Origin of the sequence: Amycolatopsis sp. (genome assembly GCF_035546795.1) — a bacterium.
GTDB lineage: Bacteria > Actinomycetota > Actinomycetes > Mycobacteriales > Pseudonocardiaceae > Amycolatopsis_E.
Genome location: NZ_DASZWC010000053.1, coordinates 23,960 through 41,756 on the forward strand (window position 1 = coordinate 23,960; position 17,797 = coordinate 41,756).

General features: G+C 71.6%; 1 protein-coding gene (only partly in view). It reads right to left on the reverse strand.

On the reverse strand, positions 1–17,797 hold part of the coding region annotated (locus VHD82_RS28015) for a hypothetical protein (protein WP_325710455.1) (this coding region is incomplete at both ends). The annotated region is longer than the window, extending 23,959 nt past the left edge and 17,369 nt past the right edge; 17,797 of 59,125 annotated nt are visible.

A 17,797-nucleotide genomic window follows, 5' to 3' on the forward strand; every position in this document is an offset into this window, starting at 1 on the left:
CGGCCTTCGGGAAGCGCGTCCTGGCCGGTTTCCAGGAACAGCCGTACCTCCGCCTGCAACTGATCCCACGCCGCCCGCAGTTCACCCGGGTCGGTGGCATCCTCCAGGCGAGTCAGCGCCGGCGGCACCGGCAGCTTGCCGAACGCCTGCCGGACCCGCTCCGCCACGGTGGCGCCGGTGACCGGCCCGGCGAGCCGTTCCCGCAACCCGGCCCGCTCGCCGGCCTCCGGCGCAAGCGCCCGCAAGGAGTCCACATAGGACTGCCGGAAATGGTTCAGCAGCCCGCCGGACAACGCGTCGAGCTGGTGTGCGGCGAGCGTGCTGGTGATCATCTCGGCGAAGTCGCCGACCGGCGGGCCGCCGATCAGTACCCGCCCGTCCGAGGTGCGGAACAGGTCGCGGCCCGCCGGGGCACCGGTGAGATCGCTGCGTACCTGCGAAGCCCAGTCGTCCAGCAGCGCTGCCAGCCCGGGGTGGCTTTCGCGCAGCGACTCCGCGGCGTACAGACCTTCGAGGGTCCGCTGGTCGTACTGCGCGAAGTTCCGCTCGGCCAGCGCGGCGGCCGTCGCGGCGACGAACTCGCGCAGCTCGGCCACCCGGTTGATCCACTCGTCGCCCTCGGCGGCGGCGACCCTGGCCGCATGCTCGGCGAAGCTGTTCTCCCGTAAAGATTCCACCGAAACTGCCCGCAGTTCCCCAGCGGTGCGCACCAGCGCGGCGGCTTGCACCTCCGGGGTCGGGAGCCCGGTATCGGAGTCCACAATAGACAGCCAGCGGCGCAGCTCGTCAAGCGAATCGTGCAGCCGCAGGAAAGCGATCGGCGCACCGCCGCGGCGCTGGAGGCGGTAGCCGCCGTCGGCCCGGACCGCAACCGCTTCACCGGGCGCGAGCCCGAGCCGCACGGACGCGAACCGGCCCAGCGCATCGACCAGCAGCCTCGCCGCCAGGTCGGGATCACTGTCGTCGATCCCGGTGATCAGCGGCAGATCGTCCGCATCGACGGGCGCCGCGGGAACCGGCCGCGGCGTCTGGGCCGGTGTCGCCGCCGCCAGCAGCTGTGCCAGCTGCGCGGCGATCGCGTCCTGCTTCTCGAAGTCACCCGCACGAATCGCGGCAACCGCGTCCGCCTGCAGCCGCGCGACCAGTTCGGGATCGGCGACGGCGGCCGCGATCGGATCGTGGCTGCCGCGGATCAACCACCACCGGGATTCGCGCAGCGCCGTCCGCCACTCGACCGCGGTGGCGAACGAGGCGGCGCTCTCGTGCCGCGTGGCCACCACGTTCCAGGTGCGCAGGAAACGATCCACGAACGTCGCGTAGGCGTGTGCGCTCAACAGGTTGTCCGCGACTTCGACGACGTTCGCGGTCCCATCCAGGCGGCCGAGCAGGCCGACCCAAAGACTGTGCGCCTGTTCCACGCCTTCGCGTGGCAGGTAACCCCAGGCCCGGTCGCGGACTTCCGGCCTCGCCAGCCACGACAGCAACCGCGCGAGCGGGTGCCGCGTGCGTCCGGCGCGCCGATGCCAGTCGGCCACGGCGGCAGGGCCGGCGGGCAACGGCAGGAGGACCCCGGCGAAGAACGCGCGCAGCCGCTCCTGCACGTCCGCCCCGGAAAGCCCTTCCTCGGTGCGGTTTCCGCGCCCGGTGCTCAGCACCCGGCCCGGTTCGACGAGCACCTGTGCGGCTCCGTCGGGCGACGCGACCATCGTCTGGCCGGTGCCGATCGTGAGCAGTGGCCACACCGATCCGAAGTCGCCGCGCGAGCCCAGCACCGGATGCACGGTGCCGTCCGCCTCGGCGGTGGTCAGCTCGCCGGATTCGGTCCGGATCGCGACCTGACCGGTCGCGGAGACCTCGATGCTCCGGCCGTCGCTCGTGCGGACCACGACCCGGTCGTCCACGACGCGCACCGTGGTGCCCTCCGCGCCGTGATCCGCGAGCACCACGGTGTGCCCGTCGGCGCGGACGTCGGCACCAGGAACCTCGTCGGTCACCGCGAATTCCGTACCGCCGGCGAGCAGTGTGATCGTGCGGTCCTCGTGCACCCGGACGGTGATCCCGGTCGCCGCACCGTCCATTGCGGACACTTCGACCGCGGTGCCGCGCACCTCGACCCGCGGCGGGAACGCCGGGGTTCCGGCGTCGAGCAGATCGGCCAGCGCGGCGCCACCGTCGCCGGCCAGCTCCAGCACCCACGCGGCGAGCATCGTGCGCACCAGCTCCGCCGGATCGGGCGGCCGCCGTGCGCCGGGGAGCTGGTGCAGCAGATCTTCGATCCGCGACCAGTCGGGGTGCCCTTCGAGGTCACCGGCCAGCTCGTCCAGCAGCCGGCCCAGCGAACCGGCGAGCACGGCCACGACGTCGTCGGTCCGGCCGCGCACCGTTTCGCCGTCGAGCACCGGGCCGTCGTCGGCCTGGATCGCCAGGCCTGCCAACGGTAGCCCGCGCAGATGTTCGAAGCCGGCGTGCAGCGCGGCGAAGCGGTCCGCGACCTCGTCCCCGAGCAGGCTCACCCCACCGGAACCGATGATCAGCCTGCCGCCGGTGAGCGCCAGATGCTCGGCGATCCTCGCCTGCAACCATTCCGGCAACGCCTTGAGGACCTCGGCGTGGAAGCGGATGTCCGCGTTGTCTCCGTCGATCGCCACCACGTCGCCGTAGATCTCGCGCAACTGGCGAGCCAGTTCCGCGGGCTCCTCGCCCGCCGGCCGGGCGAGCGCGCTGAACAGGTCGTCGCCGAGCAGTTCCAGCATCGTGCCGTACCCGGGGAACGCCCGCGTGTTCTGCACGAACTCGGCGTACTGCTCGACTTCCCGTGCCGTGGCGCCGGTGCGTTCCCCGATCGCGCGGTAGATCGCGATCAGCATCGAGGTGGTCTCCGTCGGGAAGAACGTTTCGTCCCGTTGAACCGGCACCAGCCCGGCGTAGCTGGGGCCGAAGGGGTCGTGGAACAACGGGCCCTCGGGGTTGCGCAACGCCAGCGAGTGCCCGTACTCGGGGACGACACGACTGTCGTCGGCGAGGCGCACGACCGGCTGGGTGCCGCCCGCCGGGGTCGTCCGCTCCACCGGCTGATCCGGGAGCGAGCGCTCGAGTACTTCACCGAACTGTTCCTGGCCTTCGCGCACGGCCGCGTTGTACTCGAGGATCGCGTTTCGCACGGCGTTCAGCTCACGCGCCGCGCCCATGGCGTCATGCTCTTCGAGCGCGGCCACGTAAGCACGCACGGTGGGCATCAGCGCGCGCAGCTGCGCCAGTCGCTGTTCCGCGAAAGCCACCGGCCGGCCGGATACCTTGGTGACCCGCAAGGCGTGCAGGGTGCGCAGCCAGGTCACCTCGAGGCTCTGTGCCGCATGCCAGGCGTGCCAGGCGGTGCTGCGGTGATTCTCGGGTTCGTTCCCGGCGAGCTGGTCGATCCGCGTCCGCTTCACGTCCCACCCGGCGCTGAGGCTGCTGATGAGCCTCGCCCGCAACGCTTCCGACGTCTCCGCGGCCGCCGCGGCCGCGTCGGCCTGCGTGACTTCGGCATTGCGCACGGCTTCCGCGTACGCGACACGCGCCCGGTTGACCTCTTCGACCGCGGCGGGCACGTCCTCCGGCTCTGCCGCGCGCAGCCTCGCCTCCGCCGCGGTGACGCGGTTCGCAACCTCCCGGAGGAAGCCGTTTTCCGGCTCGGGCTGGGGGTTTTCCCGCGCGCGCGCACGCTCGGCGGGCGAGACCCAGTCCCGCTTCGCGCGCGGCGTGCCTTCGGCCGGGGCTTCCGTCTCGACGCCCCAGGGGTTGTCCGGCGCGAGCACATCGATACCGGCTTCGTTCAGCTCCGCCAGGTGTTCCCGGACCGCGTGCAGTGCCGCCGCGATCGCGTCCAGCTCGCCCGACCGCGCCGCCGCTTCCAGCTGATCGACGAGTTCCTGTTCCGGTGCCGTGAATTCGGCGCGCAGCCGGTCCACAAGCGACTCACCAGCCAGCCCCGGCACGACCAGCCGCAGGATGTGTCCCACGGAAACGCCGTCCCGCGCCAGTTCCTCGGGATCGGTCTCCAGCGCTTCGGCGAACCGGATCAGTTCCTCGTACCGCGACTCGTCCGCCTCGCCGTACTTGACGATCGCCGCGGCCAGCTGAGCGTGTGCGCGGTAGTCGCCACCGAACTGCTGCCGGTCGAGCAGGTGCGGCCCGAGCGGGCCACCATCGGCGTTGACGTCGGCCCAGACTTCATCCGCCGAAGCCAGCCGGTTCCGCGCGGTGAGCCGCTCACCGGCAGGCACATTGTCGATCAGGGCGCCGAACTCGGCCAGGAAGTCGTCGACCCGCGCGACGATCCGGTCCAGCTCCAGCAGTTCGGGCAGCAATGCGATGGCGGTGTCCGCGACGTCCGCCGCCTCGGTGACCGTCTCCCATTCGGCCGCGAACGCCTCCGCGGCCTCGGCGTCGAAACCTTGCCCGACAGCCGAATCCGGGCCCAGTACCGCGGAGTATTCGAGGGCGCCCTGCAGCAGCTCCCACGGCGTCTGCTCCTCTCCGAGCAGCGTCGCCTTGTGCACCCATTGCGCCACCACCCCGCGACGGGCGTGCTCCGGCCCGAGGGTGCGGCCGAAGAAGGCCACCAGATCCCCGAGCAATTGTGCCGCTGTGTCCCTGGACTCGCCGGCCGGCGTGCGCACCACGATCCGGCCGCCGGCGTCGACGGTGATGACGACCCGGCCGTTCGCGGAGTTCGCGGTGACCACACCTGTCTGCTCGTCCTGGGACAGCGACATCCGCGAGAAGCCGAAGATGTCCACCGGCACGACCGGTGGGTGCACGATCCCGTCCGGGTCGACCTCGCCGATCGTCCCTTCTTCGTCGCTCACCCGGACCGATCCGTCGGCCCGGAGTTCGGTCACGACACCGTCCACCGCTTCGACCGTCACGGCGCCCCGGCCGTCGAACCGGATGACGGTGCCGCCCGTCGCCGGACTGCCGAACCCGCGCCGGTCACGCAGCCGGACCTCGCCGTCGCCGACCAGCACCCCCGGCACCGGTTCGCCCGGCCCGAGCACCCGGTGGCTCTCGCCATGGAGCAACCGCACCTGCCCGTCAACGAACCTCAGCCGGATGCCGGCGGCCTCGCCGTCCCGCACCGAGACGATGACCGCCCGGCCGTCGACCGCGACCTCGGGCGGCGCCTCCGGCACCTCGATGCCGAGCAGTTGGGCGAGGTTGTCCCAGGTCGGTGCCTGCGTACCGGCGGCGACCACATCGGCAAGGAACGCACCGGCAAAGCCGGCGAAGGTTTCCCCCGGCGCTCGCCGGTCCATGAGGTAACCGGTGAGCCGGTGTCCCGGCAGCGCCAGGATCCGGTCTCGCAGATCGAACCACGCCTCGCCGTCGGAGTGCGCCCACGCGAACTGCGTCGGGTCAACCGTCTCGAAGCGGCCGGTGTCCTGGCTCTCCGATGGCCGGGCCGTCCACTTGTCGAGCGGATGGGCGACCTCGTGGTAAGTGACCAGGAAGGCCGGGTCCGCCCCGTACCGGACGGTGTTCCGCTCCGGATCGAAGGCGAAGGTCTCCACGTCGGGCGTGCCCGTCTCGGTCAGCGCCTGCACGGACCCGGAGCCGAGCACGATCGAATCCTGACCGGCGACGGTGAAGCCCGCCGTGTCTTCCGTGAAGGCCTCTTCCTGGTCGCCGTGCAGGCCGTCGAAGACCCTGCCCGCCCAGTGCGCCAGGTACGACGGATTCCCTGCGCCCAGGACGATCGTGCCGTTGGTGGCGTTCAGCCGGCGCACCGTCCGCGCGTGGTGCCAGTCCGGCAGCGCCGCCAGCTCGCTGGCGTACCGGATCACCGGGAGGGTGCGCGAGTGGAACACGATCCGGTCGCCGTAGATCTCGCGCAGCCGCGCCCAGTCGGCTTCGAACCCGGCGGACGAGGGCACGGTTTCCCTTGCCAGGCGCAAGGTTTCGAAGAACTCGACGTTCAGCGCGTCGAGCAGGCTGCGGCCGGTCATCGCGAAGCTCAGCGAGGTGGTCCGCACGATCCTGGCGTATCCGGCGACCAGCTCGTCGACCTCGGTACCGGTGAGCTCCCTGGTTTCCTGCAGCGCACGGAAGGAAGCGACCAGGAACACCGCGCTCTCCGGAGCCGCGAGATCGGCGTCGTCGGTCGTCAGCACGACCGAGCCCGCGTGGACGGCGGCGAGCGGGTCGAGCAGGACGGGCTGCGCCGGGTTGCGCAGCAGCAAGGGATTGTCGCGGTTCGCGGCCCATCGCGTGCCATCCGCCAGGATGGCCCCGACCAAGCGGTCGTCGTCGGTACGTTCGACGAGCTGACCGGGGAGCAGATCCAGCAGCACTTCATGCTCGTCCAGCCCGGCGAAGGCCTGCTCGTTGAACGCGCGGATCTCCGCGCTGATCCGGGTCAGGATCGCCGCTGCCCGCTGCAAACCCTCCTCGGTCTCGACACCGGCGGCCACGGCTTCGGCGTATTCGCGCACGGACGCGCCCACCACCCGCAGCGGCCCGTCTTCGGCCAGCAACGTCCGCGCGAACTCGGCGGCCCCCAGCTCCGGTCCGGTCTCCGCGGCCTCGACGACCCGCAGCCAAGTGTCCTCAATGGACGAAAGCGAATGCCAGAGCTGCCAAGCCGATTCGTGCGCCGCCGAGGGCTTCGGGCCGAGCCATTCCTTCGGCACGTCGACCGGCTCGCTGCGCGCCTCGGCCGCCCTCGCTCGCTCGACCGCCGCCAGTTCCCGCCTGGCCGCAACGTGGCGGGCCGCGTCCTCGGCGGCAGCCTGCTGTTGCTCGGCCCGCCGGATCACTTCTTCCTGGATCTCCGCGCGACTGCGCCGGGCACCGGCCGCCGGTGCCGCGGGCCGGGTCTGCCACGGGTCTTCCGGCCCGAGCACATCGGTACCGGCGAAATGCAGCGCCGTCACGCGTTCCCGGACCGCCCGCAATGCCTCGGCGAGCAGATCCAGGTCGCCGGACCGCGACGCCGTGTCGAGCCGCTCGGCCAGATCCGGCTCCGCGGCAAGCCCGGCACGGAGGCGGTCCACAAGCGACTCACCGGCCAGCCCCGGCACGACCAACCGGAGGATGTGCCCGACGGACACGCCGTCGGTGGCCTGCCCTTCGGACAGTTCGATCGCCTCGGCGAACCGGACCAGCTCCGCGATGCGCGCTTCGTCGGCTGTGCCGCCGTGCGCGTGCTTGACGATGGCCGCGACGAGCTGCGCCCTGGCGCGGTGGTCACCACCGAACTGCTGGACGTCGAACATTTCCCCGCCCAGCGGTCCGCCGTAGCGGCTCAACTTGGCCCAGGAGTCGTGCGCCTTGCCGAGCAGGACCTCGGCGCTGAGCCGCTCCCGCGGATCGGCCCGCGCGATCAGCCCGCGCCAGTCGCCGAGTGCCTCGTTCGTGCGGGCGACCAGCTTGTCGAGCGAAATCAGGTCCAGCACCAGATCCGCGGTGGTACTCCCGGACTGCGCCTGCAGAACCTTGGAGCGCCACAGGAGTTGCACGAAGTTCAGTTCGCCGTTCGCGATCGCGGTGCGCAACGGCGAATCATCGGCCAGCGCGGGGAGGTAAGCCAGCGATTCCGGCAGGAACCGCCATGGCAGGAAGATCTCCTCGGCTTCCTGCGCGGCGGCCAGCCACTGCCCGAGGACGCCACGGCGCGGCCCTTCCGGGCCCAGCTGTTCGCTGAAATAGCGAACCAGCCGGTCGAGGACCTGGAACGCGGTCGGCCCACCGTCACCGGTCCGGGAGTTGACCGAAATCCGGCCTCGCTCGTCGAGCGTGACCTCGACCTGTTCGCCTGGCGACTTGGCGGTCATCAGGCCGGTCTTTTCGTCCCGTTGCACGCTCGGCGCCGTGAAGCCGAACACGCTCCACGGTTCGTCCGGCACCAGCATCGTGCGGTCGGCGCCGATTTCGGTGACCGGCTCCCCTTCGTTGCTCACCAGCACGCGCCCGTCCGCGGCCAGTTCGGTGACGGTGCCGTCGGCGGCCTCCACGGTCACCGCACCATCGGCACCGAACCGGACCGTGGTGCCACGCGTGAGCGGACTGTCGACCGAATCCAGACCATCGCCACGATCCAGCAACCGGACCTCGCCGTCCGCGACCAGCACCCCGGGCGGGGCGTTCTCGGCGGTGAGCGGCACCTCGTCCTCGCCGGACAAGAAGGTGACCCGCCCGGCGGCGAACCGCAGCCGCACACCGGCGGCTCCGCCGGCCGTGGCGGTGACGAAGATTTCCCGGCCCTGGATCCAGACCTCGGGCGGGAAGGCAGGCACGTCGACGCCGAGCAGCTCGCCGAGGTGCCCCCAGGTGGGCCTGCCGTCGGGCTGTTGCCGTCCTTCGTCGACGTCGAGCTGGAACGCGCCTGCCAGGTGGGCGAACAACTCCTCGGGCGCGTCCGACCTGGTGAAATAACCGCCCAGCCGGTGCGCGGGCAGGGCCGCCACCGCGTCGCGGATCTCCCTCCAGTCCTGCCGTTCGGACTGCCTGCCGAACCCGGTGATCGGGTCGCCGGCACGCCGGGGATCGGCGGGTCGGGTGTCCTGCGTGTGGCCCAGCTCGTGGTGCAGCACCAGTACCGAGTACGCGGTGGTGTCGCTGATATTGATGCCATCGAGCAGGACATAGCCACCGGTGTCCGGCTCGCCCGACTCGGTGAACGCATCCGTCGGGTTCGAACCCGCGAGGACGCTCGCCGAGCTTTCGAAGGTCAGGCCGGCCGCGCTGTCACCGACACTGTGGTCGGTTTCCGGGTATCCCAGGTGAATTCCGGCGAAGTTGGCGTTCAGCCGCGCGCCGAGATACCGCACCGGCCCGGTCCCGAGGGTGATCGTGCCGCCGGCCGCGTTCAGCCTCCGGACCTGCTGGGCGTGGTACCAGTCCGGGAGCGCGGACAGCCGTCGCGCCGCGTGGATCATCGACCAGGTCGGCGCGTCGAACACGATCCGGTCGCCGTAGATGTCGCGCAGCCGCGCGCGCGTCTGCGCGAAGTCCGCCGGCTCCGCCACCGATTCGCGCGCGATGGCCAGAGCCTGGAAGAACTCCGGGTGCAGCACGGTGAGCAGGTTCTTGCCCACCTTGCCGTCGTGCACCGCGGCGGTGGACACGATCCGCGCGTACCCGGCGACGGCATCCTCATATCCGCGGCCGCCGCGGGCCCTTGCCTCGTGCAGTGCCTGGAAGGCCGCGACGAGCAGCACCCGGCTTTCCGCCGTGGCCAGATCGTCGTCGCCGGTTTCCAGCCGTGCCACGGAAGCGTGCAGCGCACCGAGCACATCCAGGAGCAGCGGGGCGTGCGGGTTCCGCAGCGCCAACGGGTTGTCCGCGGTAAGGCTCCACTCCGAGCCGTCCGCGAGGCGGGCCGCGACCAGTACCGCGTCCGCCGGTTTCGGTTCCGTGGTTTCCGAGCCCGGAACCGGCCCCTCAGTCCGCTCGACCAGCTGGTCGGGGATCAGGTCGAGCAGCACATCGTGCTCGTTCAGCAGGTTCCGCGCGGCCTCGTTGAACCGGCGGGTCCGATCACTGATCCGGACCAGCAGTTTCGCGGCGGCCAGCACCTGCTGCTCGGTCTCGATGCCCGCCGCGGCGAGTTCGGCGTACTCCCGCACGGATTCACCGAGCCGCCGCAACCAGCCGTCCTCGTCCAGCAACGCCCGCGCGGCCTCGACGGCGCTGAGTTCCGCTTCGGTCTCCGCCGCCGACACGGCTCGCAGCCAACTGTCCTCAATGGACGAAACTGCGTGCCAAAGCCTTGCCGCGACCGCGTTTTCCTGCGCAGGCTCGGGGCCGAGCCAGTCCTTGGGCGCGTGCACCGGTTCGCTCCGCAGTGCCGCCGCGCGGGCACGGTCGACGGCCGCGCGCGCACGCCTCTCCGCGGCCTGCCTGGCCGCGGCCTCCGCGTCGAGGCGCCGCCGCTCGGCCTGCTGGATCCTGGCCTGGTGGATCTGGCCTGCCGTGCGCCGCCGGCTTCCCCGCCCCGAGTTTCCGCCCTGGGACGCCGGCATCGCGACCGGGCGGTCACCCTGGGCGTCGTCGCCGGCGGGATGCCCGGTCACGCGGGTGTCCGAAGGACTTTCCGGTGCGAGCACGTCGGTACCGGCCACGTTCAGCATCGCCACGTAGGCCAGCACTTCCCGCAGCGCGGCGGCGATCGCCTCCAGCTCACCGGAGCGCGCGGCCTCTTCGAGCCGGTCGGCAAGGCCCTGTTCCGCGCCGAGCCTGGCCCGCAGGAGGTCGACGAGCGATTCGCCGGCCAGGTCCGGCACGACCAGCCGCAGGACGTGGCCGACGGAAACGCCCTGCGCGATCTGGTCCGGGCCAAGTTCCAGCGCCTCGGCGAAGCTCATCAACTCCGCCAGCCGTGGCTCGTCGGCCTGCCCACCGTCGCCGTACTTGACGATCGCCGCGACCAGCTGCGCCCGCGCTTCGAGCTCGCCGCCGAACTGCTGGATGTCGAGGAGATCCCGGCCCAGCGCACCGCCGCGGACGTTGATCTGCGCCCAGTCCCAGTGCATGGCGCTCAGCAGCACCTCGCCGGTGAACCGGTACTGCGGTTCGGCCTCGGCGGTCCGTGCCGCCCAATCCTCGAGGAACCGGTTCGTGTCGGCCATCATGCCGTCGAGTGCCAGCAGGTGCGGCACGAGCGTCGCCACGTCCCGCGCCTGTTCCGCACCGGAAATGGCCGGACGCCACTTCGTCCGCAGGCGGGCGGGCATGGTGTCGATGACCGGCGCCCATACGTCGGAACTCTTCGCCAGTGCGGGCAGGAACTTCATCATGCGCCGAAGTAGCCGCCAGGGCAGAAGCGAATCGGCCAGGTCGTCCGCCTCGTCGAGCCAGTGCCGCACCGCGCCCTGGCGCGGCCGCTCCGGGCCGAACCGTTCGCTGAAGTACGCGATCAGCTCGTCCAGGACCTGCAACGCGGTCTGCCTGTCGCTGTTGGCCCGGGAGAGCACTCGGATCCGGCCCAGGTTGCTCAGCTTGACGACCACCTGCCCGCCGGGCGCGGTGGCGGTGATGTCCCCGTCGCCGGCCCGCTCCACGACGGGCCCGGCGATGCCGAACGGGTCCGGCGCTTCGTCCGGGAGCGACATGGTGCCGTCGCCGTCGATTTCGGCGACGCTCTCGCCGTCGTTCGTCACCAGCACGTGGCCGTCCGCGGCCAGTTCGGTGACCGTGCCGTCGGCGACCGCCACGGTCACCGCGCCGTCGGCGCCGAACCGGACCGTCGTGCCACGGGCGAGCGGACTGTCGACGGAATCCAGTCCATCTCCACGATCCAGCAGCCGGATCTCGCCGTCCCCGACCAGTACGCCGGCCGGGGCGCTTTCGGCGGTCAGCGGCACCTCGACGCCGGCGCGGAGCAGGATCGCCCGCCCCGCCGTGAAGCGGAGCTGGACGCCCTCGGCCTCGCCACCGGTGGCCTTGACCAGAACGGTCCGGCCCTCGATCTCGATCTCGGGCGGGAACGCGGGCAGGTCGACGCCGAGCGCCTCGCCGAGGTGCTGCCAGGTCGGCCTGCCGCCGCGTGCTTCTTCGATGTCGAGCTGGAACAGCCCGCCGAGTTCGGCGCGGGTTTCGCCCGGCTCGTCCGGGTTCGAGGTGTAGGCGGTCAGGCGGTGCCCTGGCAGGGCCAGCAACTTGTCCCGCAGGTCCAGCCAGTCCTCCTGCTGGGCCTGGCCGTCGGTGTCGGTGATCGGGTCGAAGTCCGGACCCGGCGTGGCCGGAGCGCGATCGAGCGGATGGCTCAGCTCGTGGTTCAGCGTGCCGACGGTGTCCGCCGTCGTGTCTTCGACGCCGGTCCGGTCGCCGGACAGGCGGTAACCACCCCCGTCCGGGCTGCCGTCCTCGGTGAAGGCCGCGGTGTCCCACGCGCCCACCGTGAAACCGGCGTAGAACTCGCTGGAACTCCCCACGGTTTCGACGGTTTCGAACCAGCCGGGGAAATCACCGTGCAGTGCCGCGAAGTTCAGCTTCGCCCGCTCGCCGAGGTAGTTGACGAGCCCAGCGCCGAGGGTGATGGTTCCTCCGGTCGCGCCGAGCCTGCGCGCGAGCTGGGCGTGCTGCCAGTCCGGCTGCGCCGCGAGCCGCCGCGCCGCCGCGATCATCGCACCGGTCATCGCGTCGAACACGATCCGATCGCCGTAGATGGCCTGCAGTTTCGCCCGCACCGCCGCGAAGTCGGGCGGCTCCGGCACGGTTTCGCGGGCAAGGTCCAGGGTCCGGTAGAACTCGGTGCCAAGGACGGTGAGCAGGCGTTCATCCGCCTTCCCCGCCAGCAGCGGCGTCGTGCGGGTGATCCACGCGTATCCGCGAAGCTGATCATCGAGTTCGGCGCCGCGGTAGCCCTTGGTCTCCTGCAACGCCCGGAAGGATGCGACGAGCATCGCCTGGCCTTCGCCGGTGGCCAAGCTCTGTCCATCGGTGCCGACCCGCGCCACGGCCGCGTGCGCGGCACCCAGCACGTCCAGCAGCATCGGGGCGTGCGGATTGCGCAGCGCCAAGGGATTTTCCGCGGTCAAGCCCCATTCCGCGCCGTCGGCGAGAGTCGCCGACGCCAGGACCGGCTCCGCTCCCTGCGAGTCGTCGTTCAACAGCCGCCAGACCGGCAGGTCCTTGCGCTGCACCAACTGGTCCGGGATCAGGTCGAGCAGCGCCTCGTGCTCATCGAGCCCGGCCCGCACGAGCTCGTTGAAGGCGCGGGTTTCCGCGCTGATCCTGGTCAGCTGCGCGGCGGCCGCCAGCAGGGCCTGCTCGGTTTCGAGCCCGGCGGCGATCATCCGGCCGTACTGCCACACGGCCTCACCGAGCTGCCGCAGCGGGCCGCCCTCGGCCAGCAGGGTCTTCACGAACTCGGCGGCACGCAGTTCCGGTTCGGTCTCCGCGGCCTGGATCACCCGCGTCCAACTGTCCTCAATGGACGAAAGCGCGTGCCAGAGCTGCCAGGAAGTCGCGTTGTCCGGCGACGGTTCCTCGCCGAGCCATGCCTTCGTCAGTGCGACGGGTTCGCTCCGCCGCGCCGCGGTCCGCGCACGCTCGATGGCGGCCACCTCGCGGAGCAGGTTTTCACGTCGGGCTTCGACCTGGGCCCTGGCCCGCCGCCGCGCGGCGTGACGCAGGCGTGCATCGTGCACCAGGTCGCGAGCCCGCGGCCCGTCCAGCATCTGTTGCACCGCTTCGAACCTGGCCAGCGGACGGGCGGTTTCCAGCTCGACGTTCCCGTGCGGCGGCCGCAGCACGCCGACGCCGAGCCGGACCAGCCGGGCGAGATAGGAACGCACTTTGCCCAGCGCGGTGAGATCGCCGGCCGCCAGGCTGTCAACGCCGTCGGGGGGCGGGATTTCGCCCAGCCCGGCGCGGATCCGGGCGGGCAGCGTGCTTTGCAGATCCGGCAACGCGAGCCGCACGAGGTCGCCTACGGAGACGCCGTCTTCGTAGGCCGTCACGGTGTCGGCGAAGTCCTGCCACTCCGCGGCACGCGCGGGATCCATTTCGGTGAGCGCCGCGATCAGGAGCGCGCGCGTCCGCCAGTCGTCGTTGTGCTGCTGACTGTCCAGGAACGCCCACCGCAACGGGCCGTTCCCGGGATCGGCATGGTGCGCGGCCCGCAACACCGCCACGAGCTCTTCGGGAGTCTCGGCCGTGACGGCGTTTTCGTCGAGCCAGCGCGGCAGGACATCGTCCCGGGCGTAAGCGGCGCGGGTCAGCTCGCGGAGCACCTCGCCGGTCCAGCTCACCATGTCGTCGAGGTCCAGCCCGAAGGTGTTGCCCGTGGCCACCCCGTTGACGACGAAATCGCCCCCGGCGTCGACCAGGACCGACACGTCGCCGGACACGGCATTGACGTTCCTGGTTTCGGCGTCCTGCGTCACCACGGCGTCCGAGTCGAGGCTCGGCCGCACCAGCCCGTCCACGTCGACAGTGAGCATCACCGGCGCGCCGGCAGCCGGCCGGACGGTTGTCGTGCCGTCCGGTTCGAGCGCGGTGAGGGCGCCGTTGCCGGTCCGCACGGTGACCGCGCCCGTGTTCTCGTCCACGGTGACCGCGGTACCCGGACGGTCGCCGTAGTCGGCGATCTCGACCGACCGGCCACCAGCGGAAACGGTCAGCCCCGGTAGCGGCCTGGCCGATTCCGCCCTGACGAACCCGTCCGGTCCCGGGTTGATCAACAGATTCGACTGCTGGTCCACGATGACCGTCATGCCGGCGTGCGGCCCGCTCCGGATCGAGACGATCAGGCCGATCGGGGTGTCCGCGACCTGCGCCGGTTCCCCGGTGTGGAAGGCGACGAACTCCCGCAGGCCGCGGTCGAGCAGCTGTGCCTCCAGCGCCCGGCTCAGCGCGATCGCCGGATCGGCCGGAACAGTGCTGCCCGGCAGGGACCGCAGCAGGGTGTGCAGGGCGCGCCACCGCTCGTTGACCGCGTGCACGCGCAGCAGTCCGGCACCCGACTGCGGCGCGCGAACAGGGTGCCCTTCGTGCAGCCCGAGCAGCACCGCGGCCGGACCGGCGGGCGGGTCCATTTCGTCCAGCCGCGCGGCGATCTGCCGGTGCCGCTCGTCGGGCAGCGCGGCCAGTGCGCGCAACTGCTCGTCGCTCGCGTCCGGTGCCAGCCGGTCGCCATAGAAGGCACGCAGCCTGGCCGCGTCGGCGGACCGGCGACCCGGTGACTCGGCGAAGAAATCGCTACCCAGCAAGGAAAGCAGCGACTGCCCGACTGCCTCGGACCGGACCGGCGTCGTCGAGAGCACCTGCACGTATCCCGCGAGCTGCTCCGTGCTCAACGTGCGCGCGGCCAGCCCCGCCAGGACTGCCTGCACGTCCACGGTGAAGGTGCCGTTCCTGACCTCCGTGGCGAAGGTTCTCGCGAACTCGGTGCCGAACGGACGCGTCAGCTGCGGCGTGCCCGGCAGTACATCGTTCAGCTCGTCGTGCGCTTCGAGCGTGCGCCGGACCAAGTCGGTGTACCGACCGGCGGCGGCGTCGACGGCGACGAGCGCCTGCCCCGCCCGGGCGACCTGCTCCGCTGAGTCCAAACCGGACCGGAGGATCTCGCTGTAGTCGCGCACCGCGGCGCCGGCTTCGTACAGCGCGGCCAACACCTCGTCGATGACCGGATCGTCATCCGCGGCCTGCTTTGCCCGCAGCCAAAGGTCTTCCTGCGCGGTGACGGCCTCCCACAGCCGCAACGCGGACTGGTTGCGGCGCGCCGGCCTCGGCCCGGCCCACCGCTTCGACACGTCCACCGGCGCGCTGCGTTGGCTCGCTGCACGCGCCCGCGCCGTCTCGCGAGCAGCGGCTTCGGCGTCCCGCAGGGCCCGCGTCGCGCGTGCGTGTTCGATCCGCGCCGCGTTGACTTCGTTGCCCCAGTGCGCGTCCCAGGCCTTCTCCTGGTTCACCTTCAACTGGTACTCGACGCGATCGACCCGTTCGGCGGTGGCACGGACGACGGCCCGCCACGCCTCCACCCGCGCAAGCGGCTCGTCGAGCCCCACGGCGTTCGCGAGGCGGTCGACGGCTTCGCGGACGGCCAGGCCATGGCCCGGGATGCTTTCCTTGGCCCGGACCGCGTCCTCGTAGGCATCAAGGAAGAACTGCCGGAACTCCGCGGCACGGGACGCGATGTTCTCTCGTCGCTCGAAGAGGTCACCGATGGCCTCGGCGTAGCTGTAGGCGTCGCGGATCCCGGACTGCCCCAGCGGGTTGCCGAACACGTCGATCGAATGCCGCAGCCCGTCCAGGCTGACCAGTGCCGCCGTGCCGTCGTGGCTGAAGACGATGCTCTTGGCGTCGGGCCCGATCGTCGGCACCGCCGAGTCGAACCGTTCCCGGCCGGCCCATTCGGCGTGCCGCGCCAACGCCATGGCCAGCGCCCGCCCGGGTTCACCCAGGGCGACGGCGGCGTCCGCCGCGGCCTGCCACTCCGATGCCCTGGCCGGCCTCCCGTGCACCACGCCCAGTTCGACCAGCATCCGGGCCGCCGCAGTCAGCTTCTCCTGCAACGCGGCGGCGTCTTCGGGGCGGCTGCTGAAATTGGCGACCGCCATCGCCAGATCGGTGCCCACCGGCGCCCGCTCCACGAGCACGACCGCCGGTTCGGCACCGGCGGGCCGGGCCAGCCCGGCGCCGAGCACCGCCGGCCCCGGCACGCTGCCGCGGAGCAGTTCCGAGCGGTTGGCCGACCAGATCCGCCAGACCGCGTCCGCCGGCGACAGCACCCGGATCATGGCAACGAAGGACGGCGCCGAGTCCTTCGGCTTGTGCAGCACGGAGAACCCGTCGGTGATGGCCTCGAAGTCCACTTCGGACACCGGGAAGCCCAGCTGCCCGGCGACGAACGCCCGCAGGATCGCCAGCTCGGCCGGGCTCGTCGTTTCGCCGAGCCGCAGGTCCGCCGAGCCTTCGATCACCGGAAGTGTGGCGAGGAATCCGTCGAGCCCGTCGGCGGACACCCGGGCCGGCTGGTACGCCTCCCCGACCACGGCCCGGTCGGCCGCGGCCAGCACCTGCTCGACCTGCGCCTCCAGATCGGCCGTGCCCTTCGGCACAGCCGACCGCACCAACGGCGTGTGGCCCGCTTCGCGGAGCGCGGGCAGATCGCGTTCGCGCAGCTGCGACAGTGCCATCAGTACCGCCCGCGGGTTACCGCCGCGCAGTCGTTCGAGCGTGCCGACCGTCTGCGGGAGCTCCGCCTCGGGGACGCTCGCGCGAAGCCGCTCGATCAGCGCGGGGCCCAGCCCGATGACCGGACCGGGAAGGATCAGGCCGAGGACGTCGCCCAGCGTCACGCCGTCGCCGTCGGTGCGGGTCTCCGGTTCGTATTCGCGCAGCAGTTCCGCGGCTTCGCGTACCCCGTATGACTCCAGCGCGACCGTGAGCAACGCCCTCGACGAACTGCGTGCCGTCCACGCGACACCGGACAGGTACGCGGGGTGGAAGGGGTTGCGGGCGCCGGTCATGGCACCCCAGTTCGACAACGCGGCGTCGAAGGCCACCTCACCGGCGAACCGGACGGCCTCCGGCATCCCCCGGAGCGCCGCGCGCCACCAGTCGAGGATCTGCTCGGTGCGCTCGCCCAGATCGTGGATCTGGCGCAGCGTTTCGAGGAGCACTGCACCGTCGGCCTCGCTCGCGGAGCGCGCGAGCACGGTCCAGCGGCCGTGCAGTTCCCGGAGCGCGGCCACGTCGCCGAAACCATTCGACGCCAGCGACTCGATCAGGTAGTCGGGCAGATCGAGCTGGGCGTCCAGCCAATCGGCGAAGGCCGCCAGCGGGCTCACCACCGTGGGCAGGTTTTCCAGCCAGGCCGGGAAAGCCCGGCTGTCGGGGGCCCGGTTGCCGAGACCGTCGTCCAGGTAACGCCACAGCTCACCGGCGAACTCGCTCGCGGGCACCCCGTCGGCCGTGCGGTTCGGCTTCGCCGAAACGCGGAGCACCCCGTCGGTCACCGCGGCTGTCACCGCCGCGCTTTCCGCGATCACCTGCCCGGACCGGAGGCCCACCGGGCTGTCGGCGTTCACCGCGAAACTCTCGTCGAGCGCCAGCAACAGCCCGTCCTCGGTTTCGACGCGCACGGCACCACCGGCGTCCCTCGTGGTGATCACCCCGTCCGTGCCGTGAACCCACACCGCCGGGCCGTCCACCGTGATCCGGGTTCCGGGCAGCACCGGCCCCAGGTCGGCCAGCTCGATCGTGCCGTCCGCGTCGACCACCACACCGGGCACCGACGCGCCCGGCACGAGCTCGGTGTCCGGACTGCCGGAGACCGAAAGAACCGGGGTGCCGCCGAAAATGCGCA